Here is a 25,138-nt window from a genome sequence, read left to right as displayed (position 1 = left end):
CACCCCCCGGATCATGAAACGACTGGGGGCAAGAATCATGCCGGACCCGACGGGCCAACGTCCTCAGATACAAACACCATCCGGGGATATAAACAAGGTAACGGGGCGTGCACTCTACTTAAGGGCTGCGCGCACGTCGGCGACGAGATCTAGGGCATCCGCAGCTTCAAAGAATGCCTTCGAGCTAAGCGTTGCCCAGTAGGCGCCGCTGAAGACCTGCGCAGTGCCGGTGCCGCTTGCCACTGCAAAGTAGCCGTCGAAGCCATCGGCGGGGCTGCCCGCGTTCGACTTGAATCCGTCAAGTTTGCTCGGTGCAGGCTTGGCAACAGAAACGTCGATGGTTACCCCGCTGGTTGAGTTCTCCCAACGGCACGCAACACCCTTCGAGGCGAGTGCGGTCGCCGCAGAGGAGCCGGCAGGCGGGGTGAAGCTGTTCAGCAGCAAGAAATTGGGGTTGAAGTCGTACATTGCTTGCGGCGAGATCAGGTCAGCGCAGGCCAGATCGACAGCAGTTGCCTCGGGGTCGTTCGTCGCAACGCTAGTGGGCTCGGGCTCGATACTGGGCGTGCTCGATGGGTCAATCGTTCGCGTCGGGTTCGGCCCCGTCGGGTCTGGCTCCCCTTGAACACACGCGGTCAGGAGAAGTGCGGATGCGCTGAGCGCGATAACTGCAGGAAGAACACGAAGTCGAAGAGCCATGGTTCCATTCTCGCGACCTGTGTGGGCATTGCTCTGCAGTGACCCGGCAGTGTCGTGAACTCCGAACAGAACCCCGGTGACCACCCAGTACTCTTAACAGTGTGAATCCTGCTGATCTTTCTGCCACCCTGCTTTCTGTCGTCTCCCGCATTGCGGCTGACCGCGGCACGCCCGATCTGGGCCTGACCGTGAACGATTTGGTGTTAGAGCGACCCCGCAACCGCGATCACGGTGATTGGGCATCCAATGTCGCTATGAAGTTGGCAAAGCCGTTGGGCGCAAACCCGCGTGAGTTGGCCACGGAGATCGCCGAGCAAGTGCGCACACTCGACGGCATTGCCGCTGTGGATGTCGCGGGCCCCGGCTTCATTAACATCACCTTGGATGCTGCTGCCGCTGGTGCGCTCGCAAAGACCATTGTCGAGCAGGGTGATGTTTACGGCCACAATGATTCGCTCGCGGGCCAGACCATCAACTTGGAATTCGTTTCGGCGAACCCCACCGGCCCGCTACACATCGGCCACACTCGCTGGGCGGCGCTGGGCGATTCGCTTGCCCGGGTGCTGAAAGCTGCCGGTGCTGAGCTCGTGAGTGAGTTCTATATCAATGACGCCGGCAACCAGATGGACAACTTTGCGGCATCGATTCTGGCTGCGGCGAAGGGCGAGCCGACGCCGGAAGACGGTTACCCTGGCGCCTACATTGCCGAGCTTGCCAAGGGTGTTCTTGCCTCGAACCCAGAACTTCTTGACCTTGACCACGATGCAGCGATCGCGGTTGCTCGTGAGCGTGGCTACGAACTTCAATTGGGCGAGATCAAGAAGTCTCTTGCCGACTTCAACGTGCACTTTGATGTGTGGTTCAGCGAGCGTGCACTTCACACCACGAACGATGACGGCAAGAGCGCTATCGATGAAGCTGTCGAGCGTTTACGTGCCCAAGGTCACGTCGCCGACATCGACGAGGCAGTGTGGGTCACAACCACCGATTTCGGCGATGACAAAGACCGCGTCATCAAGCGTGGCAATGGCGTTTACACCTACTTCGCCGCCGATGCTGCCTACTACTTGAGCAAGAGTGACCGCGGTTTCGCGCACAAGATCTACCTCCTTGGCGCTGACCACCACGGTTACGTGCACCGCCTCAAGGCGCTCGCCGGGGCTGCTGGCGACGATCCAACCAAAGACATTGAGGTGCTGATCGGTCAACTTGTGAGCATCAATGGTGCACGCCTGTCGAAGCGTGCCGGCAACATCATCGAACTCAACGACCTGCGGGAATGGCTCGGAACGGATGCTCTGCGCTACTCGCTCGGGCGTTACCCGGCCGATTCGCCCCTCACCCTCGACCCCGAGATCTTGAAGAAACGCACCAACGACAACCCTGTCTTCTACGTGCAGTACGCCCACGCCCGCACGCACAGTGTCGCTCGCAATGCGGGGGAGTCGGGTGTGGATCGCAGCGTCTTCGATGCCTCGCTGCTCACCAACGAAACGGAAAGCATCCTTGTGGGTGTGCTTGCTGAATTCCCGCGCATCGTTGCCCAAGCGGCAGAACTGCGCGAGCCGCATCGGGTCGCCCGCTTTGCTGAAGAACTCGCCGGCAGTTACCACCGCTGGTACGACCAGTGTCGCGTGACGCCAATGAACGATGAAGAAGTCACCGATGTGCACCGCACGCGCCTGTGGGTCAACGACGCCGTAGGTCAAGTGCTGCGCAATAGCCTCTGGATGCTCGGAGTTAGCGCTCCGGAGCGGATGTAGGTTTCGTGGCCGACACTAACCAAGAGCCCACTGTCGAACTCGTCCTCGACAACGATTCGAAGCCCCGAGGCTCAAACGCCAAGCGCCGTCGTGGGCGCAAGGGCTGGTGGATTGCCGGCGGCATCATCGCGGTCATCCTGATTGTCGGTGTCATTCTTGTGGAGACCGCCGGTCGCGCCGCGGCTGAGACGTTCGTGCGCGATGAGATTGCCACGTCGCTGGGAATCGACTCGACGGATGGTGTTGCTGTAGATCTCGGCTCGGGTTCGCTTGTGCTGCAAGCGATCACCGGCGGTATCGATGTTGTGACGGTCGACCTCGATCGCGTCGAGGTGAACGGGCTCGAAGCATCCGCCCACATTGTCGCCACTGAGGTGCCGTTGCTTCCGTCGGCGCCATTGGAAACCTTCTCCATGGAGGTATCAATACCTAATAAAGAGATCAACAAGATTGCGAGCACGCTGAGCGGACTCGAACTCGACTCCATCGAACTCCAAGATTCAGCCATTCGGGTTTCGACAATCTTCCAACTCCTCTTCATTCGCATTCCGGTTGCCCTAGATCTGGTACCGATTGCCGCCGGGGATTCCATAGCTTTTGAACCGCAATCTGTGCTCCTCGGTGACCAACAGATTTCGGTAGCCGATCTGCGTGAAAATGCCCTGGTTTCTGGCCTTGCAGGCAATCTACTCAGCTCGCAGAAGTTCTGCGTTGCATCGTCGATGCCGGCAGCCCTCACCATCGATTCGGTCGCGGTTGAGGGCTCAGACCTAGTCATCCAACTCAGCGCAGACAACATCGCACTCGGTGGCGACCAGTGGCAGCAATACGGCGTCTGTCCTGAGCAGTAACTCGATTCAGCGCTAGCCGAGACTGCCGTTAGAGTGGTCAGCACCCCCAACGCCCGTGCGGACACAATCCGCCGTTTTCCGTCTACATCTCTGTGAGGTGCGACTGTGTTCGCGAATCCGCTGGCGCCCGAGTGGCTTAACGCTCCCGCCGAAGCAAACTCTTTGCCGTCGACCGTCTGGTCGCACAATGCTGCGCGCACAGAAGAGGGCGAACTGGCAATTGCCGGCGTCACCGCAACCGAACTTGTGCGCAAATTCGGTACCCCTGTCTACGTCATTGACGAGGCGGATGCGATTGCTCGCGCCACCGAAATCAAGACGGTATTCGATGCCGAGTTCGCTCGCATCGGTTCCAGCGTCAAGGTTTACTACGCGGGCAAAGCGTTTCTTTGCACCGAAGTTGCCCGATGGATGACAGCCGCTGGCCTCAACATCGATGTTGCGTCCGCCGGCGAGATGGCAGTTGCGCTCGCAGCCGGCGTTGATGCGTCGCGTTTGGGGTTCCACGGCAACAACAAAAGTCTTTCTGAGATCGACCGTGCTGTGCGCGCGGGCATCGGCCCCATCGTTATCGACAGTGTCGTCGAAATCGGTCGGGTTGCTGAAGCCGCGTCACGGCACGGTCGAACCCAGCGGGTGCGCTTGCGCATCAATAGCGGGGTTCACGCATCAACCCATGAGTATCTTGCGACGGCGAGGGAAGACCAGAAGTTTGGGATTCCGCTGTCGGATGCTGAAGCTGTGGTGGCGCAGATCCGCTCCCATTCTTCGTTGGAGTTTGTGGGCATCCATTCGCATATTGGGTCGCAGATTTTCGATACCGCTGGCTTTGCTGAGGCGGCGCGGCGTTTGCTTGAGTTGCACGCGCGTCTTTCGGCTGATGCCCCGGTGCCTGAGCTGAACTTGGGTGGCGGTTTTGGTATCGCGTACACCGCGGCCGATGAGGCGCTGCCGGTTGCCGAGCTTGCCGCTTCGCTTGCCTCGATTGTTCAGGCTGAGTGTGCGCGCCTCAGCATTGAGGTTCCCCGGATTGCGATTGAGCCTGGCCGCTCTATCATCGGGCCGTCGACCACCACTCTGTACACGGCAGGCACGATCAAGGATGTTCTCGTCGATGGCGAGGCCGTACGTAAGTACGTCAGTGTCGATGGCGGCATGAGTGACAACTTGCGCACCGCTCTCTACGGTGCCGACTATTCGGCCCGCATCGCCAACCGCGTTTCGCCAGCAGATCCCGCGCTTGTTCGCATTGCCGGCAAGCACTGTGAGGCCGGTGACATTGTCGTGCGAGCCGAGTACTTGCCCGGAGACATTGAGCCCGGCGACGTGATTGCCGTTCCGGCCACAGGAGCCTACGGCTGGGCAATGTCCAACAACTACAACTACCTCGCGCGGCCGCCAGTTGTCGCCGTGCGCGACGGAAAAGCTCGCATTATTGTGCGTGGCGAAACCGAAGACGACTTACTCAGCCGCGACGCAGGAATTACACAATCGGGAGACTCTGAATGATCGAATACCGCAACCTTCGCGTCGCAGTTTTGGGCGGAGGAAGTGTCGGATCGCAGGTCACCGCACTGTTGCTCGAGCACGCTGACGAGCTTGCCGCACGTGCCGGAGCGGGGCTCGAAGTCGTGGGCGTTGCCGTCCGTGACCTCGACGCACCCCGTGATGCCGACATCCCGAAGGAGTTGCTGACGACCGATGCAGAGTCGCTCATCGTGGGCGCCGACATCGTGATCGAGCTTATTGGTGGGCTTGAGCCCGCTCGTACGTGGATCCTCAAGGCGCTGCATTCCGGCGCCGATGTGATTACCGCAAACAAAGCCTTGCTGGCCCACCACGGCGCTGAACTGTTCGAAGAAGCAGCTCAGGTCGGCGCGCAGCTCTACTACGAAGCAGCCGTTGCGGGAGCCATCCCGATCATCCGTCCGCTTCGCGACAGCCTTGCCGGCGACCGCGTGCAGCGCATCCTCGGCATTGTCAACGGCACCACCAACTACATTCTTGACCGCATGGATGCCACGGGCGACAGTTTTGACGACGCCCTCGCCGAGGCAACTCGTCTGGGGTACGCCGAAGCCGACCCCACGGCTGATATCGAAGGCTATGACGCCGCCCAGAAAGCATCGCTCCTGTCGAGCATTGCCTTCCACACGCGGGTACCGCTCGACACTGTGCACCGCGAAGGCATCACGAGCATCACCGCAGAGCAAGTTGTCGCCGCACGCAAGGCTGGCTATGTCGTCAAACTCCTCGCAATCTGCGAACGAATAGTGGATTCCGCTAGCGGCATCGATGGGGTCAGCACACGAGTGCACCCCGCGCTTGTTCCGCTGACTCACCCGCTCGCTGCCGTGCACGGCGCCAACAACGCGGTATTCGTTGAGGCCGAGGCTGCAGGCAGCCTCATGTTTTATGGTGCAGGCGCTGGCGGCCTAGAAACGGCATCCGCGGTTCTTGGCGATGTTGTTTCGGCTGCTCGCCGCCATGTCATTGGCGGCCCCGGTGTTGCCGAATCAACCCACGCAAACCTTCCCATTTTGCCGATCTCGAGCGTGATGACGCGCTACCAGATCACGTTGACGGTTGTGGATGAGCCAGGGGTGCTCGCGACTATCGCCGCAGTCTTTAGTGACCATGGAGTCTCTGTCGAGGCGGTCAACCAGACCGTCGGCGCAGTAAACGAGGGTGTGCCAAGCGCTACCCTAGTGACTGTGACGCACGAGGCGACAGATGAGTCGCTTGCCGCCACGGTGGCTGCGCTGGCCGAGAATTCGGTTGTGCGAGAAGTTGTGTCCGTTTTGAGAGTTGAGGGGCTGTAACCAGTGGGTAGCGAAATCAAAAATCGGCAGTGGCGCGGCGTTCTTCATGAGTACGCCGATCGTTTGAACATCTCTGATGCAACCCCGATCATTACCCTGGGGGAGGGTGGCACTCCGCTGCTTCCCGCACCAGCGCTCTCTGCGCGCACCGGTGCCCATGTCTGGGTCAAGTTCGAGGGAATGAACCCTACTGGTTCATTCAAGGACCGCGGCATGACGATGGCGATTTCCAAGGCTGTTGAGCACGGCGCCAAGGCCGTCATCTGCGCGTCTACCGGAAACACTTCTGCTTCGGCCGCAGCCTACGCAGCGCACGCGGGAATCACCGCTGCTGTTCTCGTTCCCGAGGGCAAGATCGCGATGGGCAAGCTCAGTCAGGCCATCGCCCACAACGGTGAACTTATTCAGGTGCAGGGCAACTTTGATGACTGCCTCGACATCGCGCGCGACCTCGCCGCAAACTACCCAGTGCACCTCGTTAACTCGGTGAACCCTGACCGCATTGAGGGCCAGAAGACGGCAGCGTTCGAAGTTGTTGAGGTCTTGGGCGACGCTCCTGATTTCCACATCGTGCCCGTCGGCAACGCTGGAAACTACACAGCATACTTCCGTGGCTACAGCGAAGAACTGGCACGCTCTGCCACCACCAAGTTGCCCCGCATGTTCGGCTTCCAGGCCGAAGGCAGCGCGCCGATCGTGCATGGCGAGGTCGTCAAGCACCCCGAGACAATCGCCAGCGCCATCCGCATCGGCAACCCTGCGTCGTGGAGCCTCGCTACCGAAGCGCACAAGGTTTCTGATGGCTATTTCGGCGCCATTAGCGATGCCAAGATTCTTGAAGCTCAGCGCATTCTGTCGGCTGAGGTCGGTATCTTTGTTGAGCCAGCATCCGCAATCAGTGTTGCTGGTTTGCTGGAGCGTGCCGAAGCTGGCCAGATTCCGCGTGGCTCAACGGTCGTGCTCACGGTCACCGGTCACGGCTTGAAAGACCCGCAGTGGGCGCTCAAGACGGCAAGTGGCGACGACATCACACCGCAAATCGTCCCCGTTGATACCGCCGAAGTTGCCAGCGTGTTGGGGTTGGCCAAGGCATGACCTCGCTGGTCGGTCGCAGCGTCGTAGTACGCGTGCCGGCGACCTCAGCAAATCTTGGTCCAGGATTCGACACGCTCGGGCTTGCCCTCTCGCACTATGACGAGCTCATCGTCACTGCGGTGGAGGGCTCGGGCGTCACCATCGACGTCACGGGTGTCGGCGCTGGCATCGTTGCGACAGATGAATCTAATCTGGTCATTCAGGCGATCCAGCACTGCTTTACGCACTTTGGGCAGACGATGCCTGCGCTGCACGTCACGGCTAGCAACGTCATCCCGCATGGCGGCGGGCTCGGATCTTCGGCCGCAGCAATCGTCTCCGGAGTCATGGCCGCCAAGGGGCTGCTTGAGGGCATCGTCGAGATGGATGCCGCGACCCTTCTCGTGCTCGCAACCGAGCTAGAGGGGCACCCCGACAACGTCGCACCAGCACTCTTGGGTGGTCTCACAATCGCGTGGAATACCGAGTCTGGGCCGCAAGCGAAGAAGCTGATCGTGCACCGTGGAGTCTCTCCGCTGGTGTGCGTTCCTGACTTCCGGGTCTCCACCGCGCACGCGCGCAGCTTGCAGCCCGAAACGGTGCCGTACGCCGACGCCGTCTATAACGTTTCGCGTGCAGCCCTTCTTATCGCTGCACTGGCCCAGAGCCCCGAACTTCTACTCGAAGCTACCGGCGACCGCCTTCATCAGGACTACCGTGCAGCAGCGATGCCGCAGACAACAGAACTGATTCGGATTCTGCGCTCCCACGGCCACGCTGCAGTTGTTTCAGGCGCTGGCCCCTCAGTTCTCGTTCTCGCTGACGACCCAGCGAAGCGCCTTGAGGCGATGGCTCTCGTGCAGAAACACGCCGCCACGCCTTGGGAATGTCTTCTCTTAGCTGTGGACTTCAAAGGTGCTACAGTGAATGAGCACCAGGTAGAAGCTACGGCGTAGTCGTAGCATCCCGGTTGCACTTCACCCGTCGCATCCCCGAATAAGATTCCTGCGCATCCGCGTAGACATCGGTGAGCGACTAGCTCTCCACCACCGCTCGAATGCGTGGTTGGGGAAAGGAACCCCAAGTAGTGACTGACGTCAATAACCACGCATCAAGCGTGGATTCCCGTGCCGCGCTTAGCGCGTTGCGACTGCCCGAGCTTCAAGCAATGGCAGCCGAACGTGGCATCACCGGCACATCAAAACTTCGCAAAGGAGAACTCGTGGAAGCTATCAACGAGAAGAACAGCAACACCGCACAAACACCGGCAGCAGCATCCGCATCAGCTGAGGCTCCCGCAGCTCAGGTAGCTCCGGCACGCAAGCGCGCTTCGCGCCGTGTCACGAGCGTCGACGGTGCCGCTATCGCAGGAGCCGAAGCTCCCGCTGGTGCCCCGCAGGCTGCCAAGAACGATTCGCCGAAAAGCGACTCGGCTGCACCCGCAGCCAACGCTGCACCCGCAGCCGATTCCACGCCGTCCACAGACTCCGCCGCGCAGAAGCCTAAGACGGCTCCTCGCAAGAAGAAGGTCGACGCTGCACCCGCAGCGAGCGAATTGGATGCCGCAGCAGGCTCGAACGCGTCGACCGACGCACCAGCATCATCCGATGCTCCGGCAGCTGACGCAGCGCCCAAGCGCAACCGTCGCAGCTCAAGCCGTGCCGCAGAGGCTCCCGAGGTGTCGAACGATGACGCCAAGACTGGCGCTTCGGCCGAGGTCAATTCAGGCAATTCGCAGAGCAACGCTGACAAGAACGGCAACGCCGATAAGAACAGCAACGCCGATAAGAACAGCGACGCTGATAAGAAGGGCGATGCAGGCAAGGGCCGCAACGCTGGCCGCAACAAGCGCGATAACAACGCCAACAACTCGGACAACTCCGACAACAGCGGCGACAAGAACAACAACTCCGGCCGGGGATCTTCGGACTCCGATTCCGACAACGATAACGATGGAGACAACAGCTCCGACGGCGAGTCGGGTTCGGGTCGCAATCGCAACCGAAACCGCAGCCGCAACAGCCAGAACGCCGACGGTTCGGGGCGTCAGAACAACAACCGTCGCCAGAACAACAACGGCGGCGGCAACGAACCTCGTGAGAACCGCGAGCCTCGCGAACCCCGTGAGAACCGCGACAACCGTGGCAACAACGATGACTCGCGCGGCGGCGACGCTGATTCCGAGCGCGGTGGACGTGGCCGTTACCGTGACCGCAAGCGCGGCCGTGGCAACATGGGCGACGACTTCGAGCCCGAGATCACCGACGATGACGTGCTGATTCCGGTTGCCGGCATCCTCGACGTTCTCGACAACTACGCCTTTGTGCGCACCACCGGTTACCTTCCTGGTAACAGCGACGTGTACGTTTCGCTTGGCCAGGTCAAGAAGTACAACCTGCGCAAGGGTGATGCCGTTGTTGGCGCAATCCGCCAGCCTCGCGATGGAGACAACAGCCAGGGCCGCCAGAAGTACAACGCAATCGTGCGTATCGACTCGATCAACGGCTTGCCCGTTGACGAGGCAGCGAACCGCGTTGAATTCGGCAAGCTCACCCCGCTCTACCCGCAGGAACGTCTGCGCCTCGAGACCGAGCCGTCGATGCTGTCGACTCGGATCATCGACCTCGCTGCTCCTATCGGCAAGGGCCAGCGCGGCCTGATTGTCTCGCCTCCGAAGGCAGGCAAGACGCAGGTTCTGCAGGCCATTGCGAATGCGATCTCCAAGAACAACCCCGAGGTTCACCTCATGGTCGTTCTCGTTGACGAGCGCCCAGAAGAAGTCACCGACATGCAGCGCACCGTCAAGGGTGAAGTTATTGCTTCAACCTTCGACCGCCCCGCTGAAGACCACACCACGGTTGCAGAGCTTGCTATCGAGCGCGCAAAGCGTCTCGTTGAGCTTGGCCACGACGTTGTCGTGCTGCTCGACTCGATTACGCGCCTCGGTCGTGCCTACAACCTGACCGCTCCGCAATCCGGTCGTGTGCTTTCGGGTGGAGTCGACTCCGCAGCGCTGTACCCGCCGAAGCGTTTCTTCGGTGCGGCACGCAACGTTGAAGAGGGTGGCTCGCTCACCATCATCGCTACCGCGCTCGTTGAGACCGGCTCGAAGATGGATGAAGTTATCTTCGAAGAGTTCAAGGGCACCGGCAATATGGAGCTCCGTCTCTCACGCCAGCTCGCCGACAAGCGCATTTTCCCGGCAGTGGATGTCAACGCATCCGGAACCCGACGCGAAGAGATGCTTCTCGGTGACGACGAAGTGAAAGTCACCTGGAACTTGCGTCGCGCGCTGGCTGGTCTCGATCAGCAGGCTGCACTCGAAATCGTGCTGGGTAAACTAAAGGAGACGCAGTCGAACGTTGAGTTCCTCATGCAGATCCAGAAGTCTCTTCCATCCACTAACGGCAAAAAAGAGGACTAACAATGTTCGAGTCAGTACAGACGCTGCTGACCGAGCATGAGGATCTCGAGGGCCAGCTAGCTGACCCCGAGCTCCACTCTGACCCGGTCCGCTCTAGGAAAGTCAACCGACGCTACGCTGAGTTGTCGCGCATTGTTGCAGCATACAAAGAGTGGCGTCAGCTGACGGACGACCTTGCGGCAGCCACCGAAATGGCTGACGAAGATGAGTCATTCGCTGCCGAGATCCCGGATCTTACCGAGACGCTCGACGCTGTTCAAGAGAAGCTTCGCCGCATCCTTATTCCGCGTGACCCCAACGATTCCCGTGACGTGATCATGGAAATCAAGATGGGTGAGGGCGGAGCCGAATCGGCTCTCTTCGCTGGAGACCTTCTGCGCATGTACTTGCACTATGCAGAGTCGAAGAAGTGGAAGACCGAGATCATCGAGCAGACCTCGAGCGACCTCGGCGGCATCAAAGATGTGCAATTGGCTATCAAGGGCTCATCGAGCGATCCCGCTGAGGGCGTCTGGGCGCACTTGAAGTACGAGGGTGGAGTGCACCGCGTTCAGCGCGTACCCGCCACCGAGTCTCAAGGCCGCATCCACACTTCCGCTGCCGGAGTGCTTGTGTTCCCTGAGGTAGATGAGCCTGAAGAGGTCGCGATCAGCCAGAACGACCTCAAGATTGACGTCTACCGCTCGTCTGGTCCCGGTGGCCAATCGGTGAACACAACTGACTCCGCTGTTCGCATCACTCACCTCCCTACCGGCATTGTCGTGGCTATGCAGAACGAGAAATCGCAACTGCAAAACCGCGAGGCCGGTATGCGAGTGCTGCGTGCGCGCATCTTGGCCCGCTACCAAGAAGAGGCGGATGCTGAGGCGAGCGAGTACCGCAAGAGCCAGATCCGCACAATGGATCGTTCCGAGCGCATCCGCACGTACAACTTTCCTGAGAACCGCATCGCTGATCACCGCACAGGCTACAAGGCGTACAACCTTGACCAGGCGATCAATGGTGCGATGGAGCCCGTAATCCAGTCGTGCATCATTGCCGACGAAGAGGCGCGCCTGGCCGTCATCGGAACCGAATCCTGAGCGAGGCAGTCTCTGCCGAGCACAACATCAGTGTCGCTGACCTTCTTGGCAGCGGCACTGAACTGTTGGCTGCAGGGGGAGTACCGAGCCCGGCTGTCGACGCCGAGTTGCTGGTCGCCCATGTTCTTGAGCTGAGTCGGGGCGAGCTTCGCGTGCGCGCCGTCACCGGTGCGACCGTGCCTGCTTCGCTGGAGGCGACAGTTCGTGAGCTGTTTGCGCGCCGTGCCGCTCGCGAGCCACTGCAGCACATCACCGGTATTGCACCGTTCCGCAATCTCGAGCTGCGTGTGGGGCCCGGTGTTTTCGTGCCTCGCCCTGAAACCGAAATAGTCGTGCAGTTCGCCATCGACGCGCTCAATGCAAGCGCAACCCCTGAGCCGATTGGTGTCGATCTTGGCACCGGTAGTGGTGCGATCGCGCTCTCAATGGCCACCGAAGTTCCGCGTTCGCGCATCTACGCTGTAGAGCTGTCGGCCGAGGCAATGCCATATACGAGCGAGAACTTTCGCCGCTACGGCTCTCAGAACGCGACCCTCATTAATGCCGACCTCGGCGGTGCGTTCGTCGAGCTCGACGGAACCGTTGACGTCGTTATCTCCAACCCGCCCTACATTCCTGCGGCCGCGATCCCGCGCGACATCGAGGTTCAACTCCACGACCCTGCCCTCGCGCTATACGGCGGAGAAGACGGCATGGATGTCGTACGCCGCGTGTCAACAACGGCGAAGCGTCTGCTTCACCAGGGCGGCACTCTCGTGCTCGAGCACGGCGAAGAACAGGCCGCGGCACTTGCCGCGCTGCTCACGGCGGACGGCTGGTATGCCGTAGCTCACCACAAGGATCTCCTCGGTCGCGACCGAGCAACTACCGCACTGCTGTAGGTCTTTCGCTGCGGCGGCAAGCTGGGTCGCGGCCGAGCTGCCACACTGAGTTACCCGCGTGCTTCAGCGAACTCTTCGATCGCTCGATGCATTCCAGCACAGTCGACAAACTGGTGGCTCGTGATTCCGAGGCGTTGTGCGCCGGCCACGTTCTCCTGCATGTCATCAACAAAGAATGCGTTGTGGGCGTCGACACCGTAGGCCTCAAGCGTGCGCTCGTAGACTTCAGGGCTGGGTTTGCGTGCTCCGTAGTGGCTTGAGGTGCGCAAGTGATCCCCGAAAATCTCGACAAGTTCTGGCGCGAGCGTAGGCAAATGGTCGCCAAGGAGGGCGCCATTGTTGGTCAGCAGGGTTGCCTGACCCAGCTCAGAGGCGCGTTGGGCCGCTGCGATTGAATCGGGCCACACTGTCATTGCTGCGGCTCTGATCTCGACCCAACGGGCGACATCCACCGACTGACCGATCGCTAGCTCAAATGCGGCCAAGTACTCTTCGCCGGTTTGGTAGAGGCCTGCTTCCGCACCGAATTCGCCTTCATCGTGCCACCAGAGGCGACGCAGTTCGAGAAAGCTGAGGCCGGTCAGCTCGCTCATGGCGGCCATTCGCGCACGCCAGTCGTACTCATAGAGCACGTCATCCATGTCAAAGATGAAAAGCAGCGTCATTGTCGGCCATCGCTCTCTGTTTGTCGTGTCCAGTCTTTCACTGTTTAGACCGGTACCATGTTGGGGACATGGATGACCTTTACGATTGCGCAGACGACGCTCAGCTCCTCACCGGCATGCGGCTCGCACGCGTTGCTATTGGCCGCGGCGATCTCGTTGTCATCCCCACTGACACCGTCTACGGTGTTGCGGCCGATGCCTTCCAGCCTGAGGCTGTGCAGAAGCTCATCGATGCCAAGGGGCGCACACGCCAGTCGCCTCCGCCGGTGCTGATTCCGGGCATCCCGACTCTCGACGCCCTTGCGGCTGAAGTTCCTGATGAGGTGCGCACTCTCGTCGCCGAATTCTGGCCAGGAGGCCTCACCATTATTTTGCCCGCGCAGCCTTCGCTGAGCTGGGACCTGGGGGAGACCCACGGCACTGTTGCTTTGCGGATGCCGTCGAGCCGCATTGCTCTTGAGCTTCTGTCTGAGACGGGCCCGCTTGCGGTCTCGAGCGCCAACAGCACCGGCCTTCCTGCAGCACGATCTGCAGCGCAAGCCCAAGAAATGCTTGGCGACTCAGTCTCGGTGTACCTCGATGACGGCGAAGGCGGGGAACTGGCGTCAACCATCGTTGATGCCACGGGTTTGCTCACCGAGGGAGGCAAACTGCGCATTGTGCGTGAGGGCGTCATCTCGGCCAGCGCCATTCGCGATCTGATCGGGGCCGATCGATGCGAATAATTTTCTATCTGCTCATTTCGGGCATTGCGGCGATCGTTACCTATGCGCTGGCCCTGCTGGTGCTCAAGTTGAGCCTTAAATACCGGCTGTACCCCAAGGTTCGCCAGCGCGACGTGCACACACGGCCCACGCCTCGCCTCGGCGGTGTTGCGATGTTTTTGGGCGTCGTTGTGGCGTTCGCGGTTGCCTCAACCCTTGGCAATTTCTCGCTCATCTTTAATGAGCCTGGCAAAGTTTTCGGGTTACTTGGCGCCGCACTGATTATCGTGATTATCGGCGTCGCCGATGACATCTGGGATCTCGACTGGCTAACTAAGCTCGCCGGCCAGATAATCGCCGCTGGCGTGCTCGCGTGGCAGGGCGTGCAGCTGTCGACGCTGCCAATCGGTGGCCAAACCATCGTTTCGCCCTATGTCTCGCTCATCATCACGATCTTCGCGATCGTTTTGGTGATGAATGCGGTGAACTTCATTGATGGCCTTGACGGCCTCGTGGCTGGCGTCGCCGTGATTGCCAACGGTGTCTTTTTTATCTACGCCTACCTCCTGCAGTCACAAGCCCAGACCGAGTACTTCAACTTGGCTTCGCTGACCACCGCGATCCTTATCGGCGCCTGCGTAGGCTTCCTGCCCATCAACTTCCACCCGGCAAAGATGTTTATGGGCGACGCCGGAGCCCTGCTGGTTGGGCTCCTGATGGCGGCATCAGCGATCGCGGTTACCGGCCAAGTTCCTACCGGATACCTCACCCAGCCAGACAAGTTCACCCTTGATTTCTTGCCGGCTTTCATCCCCATCTTGCTACCCATCGCGGTTCTGGTTATTCCGCTGCTCGATTTCGGGCTCGCCATGATTCGCCGTCTCCGTGCTGGCAAATCGCCATTCTCTGCCGACCGCAAGCACCTGCATCACCGTCTGCTCGACATGGGGCACTCGCACCTGCACGCCGTACTCATCCTCTACAGCTGGACGTTTGTGGCTTCCGTTGGCGTTCTCGCCTTCACGTTTGTGCCCTGGCGCTGGGCCGCCCTCCTGTTTGTGGCCGGCCTCGCTATCTGCGCTGCTATCACTCTGGCTCCGCTCAGCCGACGCAAAGCGCGCGAAGCTGCAGCTCAGCGTCGCGGTGACATGCCCGAAACTCCCACTAACGACGCACGCTACGACGGTTTGGATGCCGCATCCACCGACACATCGCCAACGCCACACTCAAAGGAACCCACCGTATGAAGTCTTCCGCCATCCTCGGCCGTGCACTCGCCTATGGCGCAATACTGACTGTCACCATTGCTGTCGTTGGGTCACTTATTGGGTTCCTCGTCGCAGGCAGCTCCGGGTTGGTGAGCGCACTCATCGGAGCCGGTCTTACTGCGCTGTTCATGGGGTTCACCGCTGGCAGCATTGTGCTCGCGTCGCGTGCGACAAACGGCGATCCCTCGAGCACGTTGTTCTTCGGAATCGTGCTTGGCGCGTGGCTGCTCAAGTTCATTGTCTTCATCGCGATCTTGGTTCTTTTGCGAGGTCAGCCGTTCCTGGAACCCCTCGTGTTCTTCTTTGCGATCCTCGCAGCAGTCATAGGCAGCCTCGTCGTTGACGTGCTCGCATTTGTGCGAGCGCGGGAAAGCTACGTCCCCGGCGTGCAATTACCAGGTGAAGATATCTCGACGTCAAACTAATCTGTCGGATTCGCCCGCAGATTCGTCGTGAACCCAAATCTCTTGATAGACTTTTACCCGTTCAACCCCCCACTTCCATCGCCGCGTAATTCCACGCCCCGATTCTGGAGACAGCGCTGTTATATAACGCTCTCGCGCTTCTAGCGCCCTTTGCCACCGATGACGGATCCGGCGACGGGGGCTTTACAGGCCCATCGCTACTCGAATTCGTCCCACCAGGTTTTCTCTTCGTAGGCACGCCGTTCGAGATCAACCGAGTCATGATGGTCCGCTTCATTGCGGTCGCCGTTCTGATCCTTCTGTTCTGGCTCGGCACCCGCCGCATGCGCATGATTCCGGGTCGGGGTCAGAGCTTGCTCGAAATGTCCGTCGGCTTCGTTCAGTCGAACATCGCTGACGGCGCTCTGGGCAAGGAAGAGGGCAAGCGGTTTATGCCGCTGCTGGCCACCATGTTCTTCATGGTTCTTGCGATGAATATCACCGGAATTGTTCCGGGACTCAATATCGCTGGCACGTCAGTAATTGGTGTTCCTTTAGTGCTCGCAATCGTCGCGTACGTGGCCTTCATCTACGCCGGCATTAAGAAGCAGGGAATGAACTTTTTCAAGGTCTCGCTGTTCCCTGCAGGGGTGCCGTGGCCGTTGTACTTCATCGTTACCCCGATTGAGTTTGTTTCCACGTTTGTCCTTCGCCCGGTAACTCTCGCCCTGCGTCTGCTCATGAACATGATCGCGGGCCACATGCTGCTCGTGCTGTGCTTCTCGGCAACGCACTTCTTCTTGTTCACTGCTGGTGGCCTGTTTGGGCTCTTCAGCATTGGCACCCTCGCTTTTGGCTTTATTTTCACGATCTTCGAAATCATTGTTGCGCTACTTCAGGCTTATGTCTTCACATTCCTGACTGCCGTATACATTCAGCTCGCGCTGGTCGAAGAGCACTAGACCGATCCCGGCACTCGCCTGGATTAGAAAACCACGGAAGGAAACACAAATGAACGTCGCAGAAGTGACTGGAAACATTGCACCCCTCGCATTCGGTGTTGCAACCATCGGACCCGCTATCGGTGTAGGCATCGTTGTTGGCAAGACCGTTGAGTCGGTTGCACGCCAGCCAGAGCTTCAGGGTCGCTTGACGGGTCTGATGTTCCTCGGTATTGCATTCACCGAGGCGCTCGCATTCATCGCGATCGCTGTTGCATTCATCCCGTTCCCCGGCTAACGACTAACAATTGATTGAGGAGGCTGGGATGCATAGCGCACTACTGGCTGCCGCAGAAGAGGGTGGCGTAGTTAACCCGCTCCTTCCTGCGAGTTACGACATTATTTGGTCAGCGGTTGTCTTCGCTATCATCTTGTTCTTCTTCTGGAAGAAGTTCCTTCCTGCGTTGACGAAGACTCTGGATGCTCGCGCCGAGGCGATCGAAGGTGGCATCAAGAAGGCTGAGATCGCTCAGGCTGAAGCCGCTGAGGCACTTGAGCAGTACAAGACGCAGCTCGCTGAGGGCCGTGCTGAGGCCGCGAAGATTCGCGAACAGGCACGACTTGAGGGCACCGCGATTGTCAACGAGCTCAAAGAGCAGGCATCGATCGAGGCAGCACGCATTACTGCGAACGCCCAAGCCACGATCGAGGCAGAACGCCAGGCGGCTCTCGTATCGCTCCGCACCGAGGTTGGCTCAATGGCCATCGACCTCGCATCGGGCGTTATCGGGCAGAGCCTGACCGACGACAAGAAGTCTTCCGCACTCGTTGACCAGTTCTTGGCTGACCTTGAGGCTTCAGAGAAGGCGAAGGCGAAGAAGTAATGGGATCAGCTACGAGAGAAGCGCTTGTTGCAGCGAAAGATGCTCTGGCATCGGTCGCAGTCAAGAACTCTCTGGCCACTGGCGCAGAGCTGCTCGAAGCAGGGCGTGTACTGGGCGGTTCTGCCCAGTTGCGTTCCGCTTTGGCTGATCCTGCCGCCGCTGCGAAAGACAAGACCGCAATAGTCGGTTCGGTTTTCTCGTCGCTGAGCGCCTCAGCGCGCACCGTTTTGTCAGCCGTTGTCAGCGCTCGCTGGTCGAACGCTGACGATCTGCTCGCAGGGATCGAGGAGATCGGCATTCGCGCGATTGCAAAGTCGGCTCCGGCGAAGCTCGCCATCGAAGGCGAACTCTTCGCGTTCGGCGGCACGGTTTCTTCGGATTCCGAGCTGGAACTCGCTGTTGGCAGCAAACTCGGCTCGGCTGAGTCGAAATCAGTGCTGATTCATGACCTGCTCAAGGGCAAGGCTTCAGAACAGGCTGTCGTTATCATCGACCAACTCGTTCAGCAGCCGCGTGGCCGCCGCATTGGGGAACTGATCTCCACCGCAGCAGACATTGTAGCCAACGAAGCGGGTCAGTCAGTCGCAACAATTACGACTGCTACGCCGCTCCACGCAGCGCAGCTCGAACGGTTGCGCGCTGGCCTCACCAAGAACTACGGACGTGAACTCAATCTCAACGTCCGCCTCGACCCCTCGCTCATCGGTGGGGTACGCGTTCAAATCGGTGACGAAGTCATCGACGGCAGCGTTTCCACCAAGCTCAACGACCTCAGGATCCAACTCGCGGGCTAGCGAGTTAGCAGACCTTTCCACGGAATAGGAAAACACAATGGCAGAACTCAGCATTAGTCCGGACGAGATCCGCGACGCGCTCAAGGACTTCGTCAAGGCCTACGAGCCTGGCAAAGCTTCGACAACCGAGACCGGCACCGTCGTAGACGCTGCAGACGGCATCGCGCACGTCGACGGCCTCCCCGGCGTTATGGCCAACGAACTCATCCGCTTCGCCGACGGCACCTTGGGCCTCGCCCAAAACCTCGACGAAGACGAGATCGGTGTTGTAATCCTCGGCGAGTTCGCCGGCATCGTCGAGGGCATGGAAGTAACTCGCACAGGCGAAGTACTTTCTGCCCCCGTGGGAGACGCCTTCCTCGGTCGCGTGGTTGACCCACTCGGCGCCCCGATCGATGGTCTCGGCGAGATCAAGGCTGAAGGCCGTCGTGCACTCGAGCTACAGGCTCCCGGTGTGATGGACCGCCAGAGTGTCCACGAGCCCATGCAGACCGGAATCAAGGCAATCGACGCCATGATCCCGATCGGCCGTGGCCAGCGCCAGCTGATTATTGGGGACCGCCAGACCGGTAAGACCGCGATCGCGATTGACACCATCATCAACCAGAAAGAGAACTGGGAGTCGGGCGACGAGAAGAAGCAGGTTCGCTGCATCTACGTTGCTATCGGCCAAAAGGGCTCAACGATTGCTGCCGTCAAGGGCGCACTCGAAGAGGCCGGCGCCATGGAATACACCACTATCGTGGCTGCCCCCGCATCCGACCCCGCAGGTTTCAAGTACCTCGCCCCCTACACCGGTTCGGCCATTGGCCAGCACTGGATGTACGGCGGCAAGCACGTACTCATTATCTTCGACGACCTCTCCAAGCAGGCTGAGGCCTACCGCGCTGTATCACTGCTGCTTCGCCGTCCGCCAGGACGTGAGGCATACCCCGGTGACGTGTTCTACCTGCACTCCCGTCTGCTCGAACGTTGTGCCAAGCTTTCCGACGAGCTCGGTGCCGGATCGATGACGGGCCTTCCCATCATCGAGACCAAGGCAAACGACGTTGCTGCCTACATCCCGACCAACGTGATCTCTATCACCGACGGCCAGATCTTCCTGCAGTCCGACCTCTTCAACGCCAACCAGCGCCCCGCTGTTGACGTGGGTATCTCGGTATCGCGTGTTGGTGGTGACGCCCAGGTCAAATCGATCAAGAAGGTGTCGGGAACGCTGAAGCTTGAGCTTGCTCAGTACCGCTCGCTCGAAGCATTCGCGATGTTCGCATCCGACCTTGACCCGACAAGCCGTCGCCAGCTTGCGCGAGGCGCCCGCCTCACCGAGCTGCTTCGCCAGCCGCAGTACTCGCCGTTCCCTGTCGAGAACCAGGTCGTATCGATCTGGGCAGGCACCAACGGCAAGCTCGACGAGGTTCCGGTGGAAGACATTCTTCGTTTTGAGAGCGAACTGCACGACTACCTCGCTCGCAACACCAAGGTGCTCGACACCCTTCGCGAGAAGAAGGCACTCGACGACCAGCTAATCGCTGACATGGATGCTGCAGTCGAAGAGTTCAAGCTGGGCTTCCAGACGGGTGAGGGCAAGTCACTCAACTCCGTCGGATCCGAACAGTTCGAAGAGATCGCTGAAGAAGACATCGCTCAAGAGAAGATCGTCAAGCAGAAGCGCTGAGCTCTGCACCAATAATAAGCGAACCAGTGATCATCGACCAACACGACAGAGAAAGTTAGATAGCTATGGGAGCGCAACTTCGGGTCTACCGGCAGAAAATTAGTTCTGCCAAGACGACCAAGAAGATCACACGCGCGATGGAGCTGATCTCCGCGTCGCGCATTCAAAAGGCGAAACAGCGGGTAGCTGCATCGGGTCCGTACTCACGTGCGGTCACGCGTGCTGTTTCGGCGGTGGCGACTTTCTCAAACGTCGATCACGTGCTGACAACTGAGCCAGAGACTGTCGACCGCGCAGCGGTAGTCATTTTCTCGAGTGACCGAGGACTCGCGGGAGCGTTCAACACGAACGTTCTTCGCGAGGCTGGCGAACTCGCAGCTCGGCTTGAACGCGAAGGTAAAGAGGTTGTTTATTACCTCGTCGGTCGCAAGGCCGCAGCGTATTTCGCCTTCCGCAAGCGTGATGCTGAGCAGATTTGGACCGGCGGAACCGATTCGCCCGCATTCGAAATTGCTAAGGAAATTGGCGACGCCGTAGTGGGCAAGTTCTTGCAGCCCGCAAGCGAAGGCGGAGTCGACGAGATTCACATCGTCTACAACCGCTTAGTGAGCATGCTTCTGCAGGTTCCCGAGGTTGTGCGTCTTCTCCCGCTGGAGATCGTTGAAGGTGTTGAAGCACCCGACGAAAACGACATCCTTCCGCTCTACGAATTCGAACCAGAGGTAGACAAGGTGCTCGACGCTTTGCTGCCTGTCTACATCGAGAGCCGCATCTTCAACGCCATGCTTCAGTCTGCTGCTGCAAAGCACGCTGCAACGCAGAAGGCAATGAAGTCGGCAAGCGACAACGCAGACAAGCTCATCAATGACTACACGCGCCTAGCAAACAACGCGCGTCAGTCGGAGATCACCCAGCAGATTTCCGAGATCGTGGGCGGCGCGGACGCCCTCAGCTCGGCTAAGTAAGAACCATAGATAGGGAAGCCATGACTGAAAAAGCCCCGGCCAAGAAGGCCCCAGCCAAAAAGACACCAGCCAAGAAGGCGCCAGCCAAGACGGTTGCTGCCAAGACGGTTGCTGCCGCAACTGTTGCCGGTATTGGTCGCATCTCGCGAGTAATCGGTCCCGTTGTGGACGTTGAATTCCCGCACGATTCGATCCCCGGGATCTACAACGCTCTCAAGACCAACGTCACCATTGGTGGCGTGACCGCTGAGATCACGCTTGAGGTTGCGCAGCACCTCGGCGACGACGTAGTTCGTGCCATCGCGCTCAAGCCGACTGACGGGCTCGTTCGTGGCCAAGAAGTTCGCGACACTGGCGAGCAGATCACGGTTCCCGTTGGTGACGTCACCAAGGGGAAAGTCTTCAACGTAACCGGCGACATCCTCAACGCGGATGAAGACGGCAAGGTCAACGGCGAGACCGTTGAGATCACTGAGCGCTGGCCCATCCATCGCAAGCCCCCGGCATTCGACCAGCTCGAGTCGAAGACGGAACTCTTCGAGACCGGCATCAAGGTCATCGACCTTCTCACCCCGTACGTACAGGGTGGAAAGATTGGCCTGTTCGGCGGTGCCGGTGTCGGTAAGACCGTTCTGATCCAGGAAATGATCCAGCGTGTGGCTCAGGACCACGGTGGAGTTTCCGTATTCGCCGGTGTTGGTGAGCGTACCCGTGAAGGTAACGACCTCATTGCCGAGATGGATGAAGCAGGCGTCTTCGAGAAGACCGCTCTAGTCTTCGGCCAGATGGATGAGCCGCCAGGAACGCGTCTCCGCGTTGCGCTCTCGGCTCTCACCATGGCTGAGTACTTCCGTGACGTTCAGAAGCAAGACGTGTTGCTCTTCATCGACAACATTTTCCGCTTCACGCAGGCCGGTTCCGAGGTTTCGACTCTTCTGGGTCGTATGCCTTCGGCCGTGGGTTACCAGCCGAACCTCGCCGATGAGATGGGTATCCTTCAGGAGCGCATCACCTCGACGCGTGGTCACTCGATCACGTCGCTTCAGGCAATTTATGTTCCGGCTGACGACTACACCGACCCGGCTCCGGCAACGACCTTCGCGCACCTCGACGCCACGACTGAGCTCAGCCGTGAAATCGCGTCGAAGGGCCTGTACCCCGCCGTTGATCCGCTCACCTCAACGAGTCGTATCCTCGACCCCCGGTACATAGGTGATGACCACTACCGTGTCGCGACGAACGTGAAAAAGATTCTTCAGAAGAACAAGGAACTCCAGGAAATCATCGCGATTCTTGGTGTTGACGAGCTTTCTGAGGAAGACAAGATCACCGTTTCGCGTGCACGCCGCATCCAGCAGTTCCTTTCGCAAAATACCTACATGGCGAAGAAGTTCACTGGTGTTGACGGTTCGACCGTTCCGCTCAAGGAGACCATCGAGTCGTTTGACGCGATCGTCAAGGGCGAGTTCGACCACGTTGCAGAGCAGGCGTTCTTCAACGTCGGTGGTATCAACGATGTCGAAGAGCAGTGGGCAAAGATTCAGAAAGAGAACTCCTAACAATGGCCGTTCTCAAGGTGAGCGTCGTCTCTGCCGACCAGGAACTATGGTCGGGAGAGGCGAGCCAGCTCATTGCGCGGACCACCGAAGGCGAAATCGGAATTTTGCCCGGCCACGAACCGCTCCTAGCGATTCTGGCAAAGGGCGAAGTTCGTGTGACCGCCGCCGATGGTTCTCAGATCACCGCGAATGCAGACAACGGATTCCTCTCAGTGGAGAACAACACGGTAACAGTCGTGGCAAGTTCCGCAGAACTGGTCTAGTTTTCTCTCATGCTGATTGCTATGGCCGGCTTGCCGGGCGCCGGAAAGTCGACTCTCGCAGAGGTCGTCGGTGCCCGGCGCAAGATCACCGTGTTGTCGGTTGATCAGATTGAGACTGCGATTTTACAAGCAGGAATCAGCGCCGGCCAACCGACCGGTCTGGCCGCCTATTTGGTGGCCGAAGCGCTTGCTGAATCGGTGCTCATGCACGATCGGGACATCATCATCGACGCCGTGAACGCTGTGGACCCGGCCCGTGAGCAGTGGGTAAATCTGGCGGAGCGCACAGGGTCAGGCGTGCGGTTTATCGAAATTGTGTGCTCAGACAGAGAAGAACACAAAGCTCGGCTCGTCGAGCGCGCTGCGAAACGTGAACTGACAGGTGCGGCCGCACTCAACGCGGTGGAACATAACTTGGATGAGTACTCACCGTGGACTGGAGCAAGCGGCGCCGTTGCGCGGATCACGCTCGACTCTGCCGGCGCGATTGGCGTCAATGTTGAACGCGCCGTTGCCTTTCTTGACGCGTGATCGTTCTCCTTCCCCCCTCTGAAACAAAGCGTGATGGGGGAGTCCGAGGCTCGACGCTCGACTGGTCGCAGTTGTCTTTTCCTGAACTCACCGAGCGGCGACAGTCGGTTGCCGTACGGCTGACAGAACTCACTGGCGATTCCGACGCTGCACGACGTGCATTAGGGCTCAGTGTCAAACAGCAGTTTGAGGTGGAGCGCAACCGTTCCTTCAAGACTGCGCCAGTCATGCCTGCGCTCGAACGCTACACCGGCGTGCTCTTCGACGGACTCGATGCAGGCAGCATGACGCCATCGGAGCGTTCGTTCGCCCACGAAACGGTGGTGGTGCATTCGGCACTCTTCGGGCCCGTGGGGGCTGGAGACCCGATTCCGGCTTACCGGCTATCCCACAACACGCGGCTTCCTGGGCTGACGCTCAAATCACACTGGCGCAGGTCGGTCACCGAAGCGTTGCGCGCCGTTGAGGGATTGCAACTGGATCTTCGCTCCGAGGCCTACGCACAATTGGGGGCGGCGTCACCGAACAGTGTCTATCTCCGGATCGTCACTGAGGGACCCGAGGGAAAGCGCGTGGCGCTGAGCCACTTCAACAAGAAATCGAAGGGCGTCTTTTCGCGGGCACTCATCAGTTCGGGAATCAATCACTCAACAGTCGAGTCGCTAATCGCGTGGTCGCGAGGTGCTGGATTCCAGCTTGAGCACGGCGCTACAGGAGAACTTGATCTCGTCGTGCCTCACGTCGGCGTGTAAGCCGCTCGCCAGCAACCCTGGATGTGGTCGTCGACCATCCCCGCGGACTGCATGAGGGCATACATGGTCGTGGGGCCCACGAATCGGAACCCGTGAGCCTTGAGCGCCTTGCTCATTGCCGTTGACTCGGAAGTAACAGCAGGCACGTCAGCAAGCGAAGTCAACCGCTGCGCCCGAGGCGTGGGAGCGAACTGCCACAGCAACGCGTCTAGCGCCCCTGGTGCCTCGCGCGTAAGTTCTCGTGTTGCTTGCGCATTCGTGATGGCTGCTGAAACTTTGAGGCGGTTGCGGATGATGCGGGCATCGCCGAGCAAGCGTGTCACGTCTATATCGGTGTAGTTCGCAATCGCAGCAGGATCGAACTGGTCGAACGCGTCACGCAACCCCTCGCGTCGCCGCAGGATGGTGATCCACGAAAGCCCGGCTTGAAAGGCCTCGAGCATGATCTTTTCAAACAGCTTGTGGTCGCCGCGCAGGGGAGTGCCCCACTCTTCATCGTGGTATTTGCGGTAGAGCTCATCGTCACCAACCCAGCCACAGCGTCCGCGGCCATCAGGGCCGACGAGAATCGACTCGCGATCACTCATCGGTGAGTGATTCCCTCGTGCTCGAGCAGCCAGACTTTAGTGGGAATGCCGTCACCACCGCTATACCCGGTGATGCGCTGGTTGGACGCGAGCACGCGGTGGCACGGAACGATGATCGGGATTGGGTTCGCACCAACGGCGCCTCCCACTGCTCGGCCCGCGGTCGGACGACCGGTTGCGCGACCAATATCGGCGTAGGACACCGCCGAACCGAAGGGCAGCTGATTGAGTTCGTGCCACACGGAACGCTGAAACTCGGTGCCTGCTGCTGAGAGCGGCAACTCAAATGAACGCCGTGTTCCGGCGAAGTACTCGGTGAGCTGTGCTGCAGCATCGTCGAGTACGGCACACGAGTGCTCGTCTTCGTTGTCACGAGGTAGCGTGCCCGTGTTTTCAATAGCAAGACCGGTAACGCTTTCGCCATCGCTGGTTAGTTCGATGCGCCCAATCGGAGACAGCAGACGGCGCAAGTAGGGGGACTCATCGTGGAGTGTATTGCCTGATTGCATGGTTCGAGCGTAATCCTGACTCTAGATGTTCCGCTGGCTAT

General features: G+C 59.6%; 26 protein-coding genes. 22 read left to right on the top strand and 4 right to left on the bottom strand.

The window, feature by feature from the left end; translation table 11 throughout:
- Window positions 1-114 precede the first annotated feature (114 nt).
- The gene (locus tag ABD112_RS10385; RefSeq protein ID WP_343925611.1) at window positions 115-699 is read right to left on the bottom strand and encodes an arginyl-tRNA synthetase; all 585 of its coding nucleotides are present in this window, start codon (window positions 697-699) and stop codon (window positions 115-117) included.
- A 101-nt stretch (window positions 700-800) separates the two neighbouring features.
- On the opposite strand from ABD112_RS10385, the gene argS reads away from it, so the two are divergent.
- The 9 genes from argS to prmC all read left to right on the top strand — a co-directional run bounded on the left by argS (window position 801) and on the right by prmC (window position 12,596).
- Window positions 801-2,462, top strand: a complete 1,662-nt coding sequence (argS, locus tag ABD112_RS10380) for an arginine--tRNA ligase (RefSeq protein WP_343925609.1) — start codon at window positions 801-803, stop codon at window positions 2,460-2,462.
- A 5-nt stretch (window positions 2,463-2,467) separates the two neighbouring features.
- A complete protein-coding gene (locus ABD112_RS10375; protein WP_343925608.1) occupies window positions 2,468-3,313 on the top strand; it encodes an LmeA family phospholipid-binding protein in 846 nt (281 codons plus the stop codon).
- Between the two features lie 105 nt (window positions 3,314-3,418).
- Window positions 3,419-4,822: a diaminopimelate decarboxylase gene (gene lysA / locus ABD112_RS10370; protein WP_343925606.1), complete on the top strand. Its 1,404-nt coding sequence runs from the start codon at window positions 3,419-3,421 to the stop codon at window positions 4,820-4,822.
- Window positions 4,819-6,135 (top strand): homoserine dehydrogenase, encoded by a 1,317-nt coding sequence (locus ABD112_RS10365; protein WP_343925605.1) that lies wholly within the window; start codon window positions 4,819-4,821, stop codon window positions 6,133-6,135. The genes lysA and ABD112_RS10365 overlap by 4 nt, the downstream gene beginning before the upstream one ends.
- Window positions 6,136-6,138: 3 nt before the next feature.
- Complete coding sequence (thrC, locus tag ABD112_RS10360; protein ID WP_343925603.1) at window positions 6,139-7,230, top strand: threonine synthase; 1,092 nt, start codon at window positions 6,139-6,141, stop codon at window positions 7,228-7,230.
- The gene (thrB, locus tag ABD112_RS10355; protein WP_343925601.1) at window positions 7,227-8,165 is read left to right on the top strand and encodes a homoserine kinase; all 939 of its coding nucleotides are present in this window, start codon (window positions 7,227-7,229) and stop codon (window positions 8,163-8,165) included. Before thrC ends, thrB begins: the two co-directional genes overlap by 4 nt.
- Window positions 8,166-8,296: 131 nt before the next feature.
- Window positions 8,297-10,633 carry a transcription termination factor Rho gene (gene rho, locus ABD112_RS10350; RefSeq protein ID WP_343925599.1) on the top strand — a complete coding sequence of 779 codons (2,337 nt, stop codon included), beginning with the start codon at window positions 8,297-8,299 and terminating at the stop codon, window positions 10,631-10,633.
- Window positions 10,634-10,635: 2 nt separating this feature from the next.
- A complete protein-coding gene (gene prfA, locus ABD112_RS10345) occupies window positions 10,636-11,715 on the top strand; it encodes a peptide chain release factor 1 (RefSeq protein ID WP_343925597.1) in 1,080 nt (359 codons plus the stop codon).
- A gap of 65 nt (window positions 11,716-11,780) precedes the next feature.
- On the top strand, window positions 11,781-12,596 hold the full coding sequence (gene prmC / locus ABD112_RS10340) for a peptide chain release factor N(5)-glutamine methyltransferase (protein WP_343925595.1): 816 nt from the start codon (window positions 11,781-11,783) through the stop codon (window positions 12,594-12,596).
- Window positions 12,597-12,646: 50 nt separating this feature from the next.
- Here prmC and ABD112_RS10335 read toward each other — a convergent pair whose 3' ends face one another.
- Window positions 12,647-13,261, bottom strand: a complete 615-nt coding sequence (locus tag ABD112_RS10335) for an HAD-IA family hydrolase (protein ID WP_343925593.1) — start codon at window positions 13,259-13,261, stop codon at window positions 12,647-12,649.
- A 68-nt stretch (window positions 13,262-13,329) separates the two neighbouring features.
- On the opposite strand from ABD112_RS10335, the gene ABD112_RS10330 reads away from it, so the two are divergent.
- The 13 genes from ABD112_RS10330 (at window position 13,330) to ABD112_RS10270 (ending at window position 24,001) form a co-directional block, all read left to right on the top strand.
- Complete coding sequence (locus ABD112_RS10330) at window positions 13,330-13,986, top strand: L-threonylcarbamoyladenylate synthase (protein WP_343925591.1); 657 nt, start codon at window positions 13,330-13,332, stop codon at window positions 13,984-13,986.
- Window positions 13,983-15,212 (top strand): MraY family glycosyltransferase, encoded by a 1,230-nt coding sequence (locus ABD112_RS10325; RefSeq protein ID WP_425563828.1) that lies wholly within the window; start codon window positions 13,983-13,985, stop codon window positions 15,210-15,212. The genes ABD112_RS10330 and ABD112_RS10325 overlap by 4 nt, the downstream gene beginning before the upstream one ends.
- A complete protein-coding gene (locus ABD112_RS10320; RefSeq protein ID WP_343925587.1) occupies window positions 15,209-15,658 on the top strand; it encodes a Cg1360 family ATP-synthase-associated protein in 450 nt (149 codons plus the stop codon). The genes ABD112_RS10325 and ABD112_RS10320 overlap by 4 nt, the downstream gene beginning before the upstream one ends.
- A gap of 116 nt (window positions 15,659-15,774) precedes the next feature.
- Entirely contained in the window at window positions 15,775-16,599 is an 825-nt protein-coding gene (gene atpB / locus ABD112_RS10315; protein ID WP_343925617.1) for a F0F1 ATP synthase subunit A, read from the top strand.
- 49 nt (window positions 16,600-16,648) lie between these two features.
- Window positions 16,649-16,876 carry an ATP synthase F0 subunit C gene (gene atpE, locus ABD112_RS10310; RefSeq protein ID WP_343925585.1) on the top strand — a complete coding sequence of 76 codons (228 nt, stop codon included), beginning with the start codon at window positions 16,649-16,651 and terminating at the stop codon, window positions 16,874-16,876.
- 28 nt (window positions 16,877-16,904) lie between these two features.
- Complete coding sequence (locus ABD112_RS10305; protein ID WP_343925583.1) at window positions 16,905-17,462, top strand: F0F1 ATP synthase subunit B; 558 nt, start codon at window positions 16,905-16,907, stop codon at window positions 17,460-17,462.
- Window positions 17,462-18,256 (top strand): F0F1 ATP synthase subunit delta, encoded by a 795-nt coding sequence (locus ABD112_RS10300; RefSeq protein WP_343925581.1) that lies wholly within the window; start codon window positions 17,462-17,464, stop codon window positions 18,254-18,256. The genes ABD112_RS10305 and ABD112_RS10300 overlap by 1 nt, the downstream gene beginning before the upstream one ends.
- Window positions 18,257-18,293: 37 nt before the next feature.
- Window positions 18,294-19,931: a F0F1 ATP synthase subunit alpha gene (gene atpA / locus ABD112_RS10295; protein ID WP_343925579.1), complete on the top strand. Its 1,638-nt coding sequence runs from the start codon at window positions 18,294-18,296 to the stop codon at window positions 19,929-19,931.
- Between the two features lie 65 nt (window positions 19,932-19,996).
- The gene (locus ABD112_RS10290; RefSeq protein ID WP_343925577.1) at window positions 19,997-20,896 is read left to right on the top strand and encodes a F0F1 ATP synthase subunit gamma; all 900 of its coding nucleotides are present in this window, start codon (window positions 19,997-19,999) and stop codon (window positions 20,894-20,896) included.
- Between the two features lie 20 nt (window positions 20,897-20,916).
- Window positions 20,917-22,455 carry a F0F1 ATP synthase subunit beta gene (gene atpD, locus ABD112_RS10285; protein ID WP_343925575.1) on the top strand — a complete coding sequence of 513 codons (1,539 nt, stop codon included), beginning with the start codon at window positions 20,917-20,919 and terminating at the stop codon, window positions 22,453-22,455.
- Window positions 22,456-22,457: 2 nt separating this feature from the next.
- Window positions 22,458-22,718 (top strand): F0F1 ATP synthase subunit epsilon, encoded by a 261-nt coding sequence (locus ABD112_RS10280; RefSeq protein WP_343925573.1) that lies wholly within the window; start codon window positions 22,458-22,460, stop codon window positions 22,716-22,718.
- Between the two features lie 9 nt (window positions 22,719-22,727).
- The gene (locus ABD112_RS10275; RefSeq protein WP_343925571.1) at window positions 22,728-23,249 is read left to right on the top strand and encodes a P-loop nucleotide/nucleoside kinase family protein; all 522 of its coding nucleotides are present in this window, start codon (window positions 22,728-22,730) and stop codon (window positions 23,247-23,249) included.
- The gene (locus ABD112_RS10270; RefSeq protein ID WP_343925569.1) at window positions 23,246-24,001 is read left to right on the top strand and encodes a YaaA family protein; all 756 of its coding nucleotides are present in this window, start codon (window positions 23,246-23,248) and stop codon (window positions 23,999-24,001) included. The genes ABD112_RS10275 and ABD112_RS10270 overlap by 4 nt, the downstream gene beginning before the upstream one ends.
- Here ABD112_RS10270 and ABD112_RS10265 read toward each other — a convergent pair.
- A complete protein-coding gene (locus ABD112_RS10265; protein ID WP_343925568.1) occupies window positions 23,986-24,588 on the bottom strand; it encodes a DNA-3-methyladenine glycosylase I in 603 nt (200 codons plus the stop codon). The two genes, ABD112_RS10270 and ABD112_RS10265, sit on opposite strands and share 16 nt — an antisense overlap.
- Window positions 24,585-25,097, bottom strand: a complete 513-nt coding sequence (locus tag ABD112_RS10260) for a methylated-DNA--[protein]-cysteine S-methyltransferase (protein WP_343925567.1) — start codon at window positions 25,095-25,097, stop codon at window positions 24,585-24,587. The genes ABD112_RS10265 and ABD112_RS10260 overlap by 4 nt, the downstream gene beginning before the upstream one ends.
- Window positions 25,098-25,138: the final 41 nt, after the last annotated feature.

The sequence above is a fragment of the Rhodoglobus aureus genome, from assembly GCF_039527955.1.
GTDB classification, from domain to species: Bacteria; Actinomycetota; Actinomycetes; order Actinomycetales; family Microbacteriaceae; genus Rhodoglobus; species Rhodoglobus aureus.
This window is presented reverse-complemented; position numbering and strand designations above follow the sequence as displayed.

Excerpts from the sequence above, each read along its gene's own strand:
- ABD112_RS10385 (WP_343925611.1), bottom strand. The coding sequence starts at position 699 with ATGGCTCTTCGACTTCGTGTTCTTCCTGCAGTTATCGCGCTCAGCGCA.
- ABD112_RS10365 (WP_343925605.1), top strand. The coding sequence starts at position 4,819 with ATGATCGAATACCGCAACCTTCGCGTCGCAGTTTTGGGCGGAGGAAGT.
- thrB (WP_343925601.1), top strand. The coding sequence starts at position 7,227 with ATGACCTCGCTGGTCGGTCGCAGCGTCGTAGTACGCGTGCCGGCGACC.
- prfA (WP_343925597.1), top strand. The coding sequence starts at position 10,636 with ATGTTCGAGTCAGTACAGACGCTGCTGACCGAGCATGAGGATCTCGAG.
- ABD112_RS10335 (WP_343925593.1), bottom strand. The coding sequence starts at position 13,261 with ATGACGCTGCTTTTCATCTTTGACATGGATGACGTGCTCTATGAGTAC.
- ABD112_RS10330 (WP_343925591.1), top strand. The coding sequence starts at position 13,330 with ATGGATGACCTTTACGATTGCGCAGACGACGCTCAGCTCCTCACCGGC.
- ABD112_RS10320 (WP_343925587.1), top strand. The coding sequence starts at position 15,209 with ATGAAGTCTTCCGCCATCCTCGGCCGTGCACTCGCCTATGGCGCAATA.
- atpE (WP_343925585.1), top strand. The coding sequence starts at position 16,649 with ATGAACGTCGCAGAAGTGACTGGAAACATTGCACCCCTCGCATTCGGT.
- ABD112_RS10305 (WP_343925583.1), top strand. The coding sequence starts at position 16,905 with ATGCATAGCGCACTACTGGCTGCCGCAGAAGAGGGTGGCGTAGTTAAC.
- ABD112_RS10300 (WP_343925581.1), top strand. The coding sequence starts at position 17,462 with ATGGGATCAGCTACGAGAGAAGCGCTTGTTGCAGCGAAAGATGCTCTG.
- atpA (WP_343925579.1), top strand. The coding sequence starts at position 18,294 with ATGGCAGAACTCAGCATTAGTCCGGACGAGATCCGCGACGCGCTCAAG.
- ABD112_RS10290 (WP_343925577.1), top strand. The coding sequence starts at position 19,997 with ATGGGAGCGCAACTTCGGGTCTACCGGCAGAAAATTAGTTCTGCCAAG.
- atpD (WP_343925575.1), top strand. The coding sequence starts at position 20,917 with ATGACTGAAAAAGCCCCGGCCAAGAAGGCCCCAGCCAAAAAGACACCA.
- ABD112_RS10280 (WP_343925573.1), top strand. The coding sequence starts at position 22,458 with ATGGCCGTTCTCAAGGTGAGCGTCGTCTCTGCCGACCAGGAACTATGG.
- ABD112_RS10275 (WP_343925571.1), top strand. The coding sequence starts at position 22,728 with ATGCTGATTGCTATGGCCGGCTTGCCGGGCGCCGGAAAGTCGACTCTC.
- ABD112_RS10265 (WP_343925568.1), bottom strand. The coding sequence starts at position 24,588 with ATGAGTGATCGCGAGTCGATTCTCGTCGGCCCTGATGGCCGCGGACGC.
- ABD112_RS10260 (WP_343925567.1), bottom strand. The coding sequence starts at position 25,097 with ATGCAATCAGGCAATACACTCCACGATGAGTCCCCCTACTTGCGCCGT.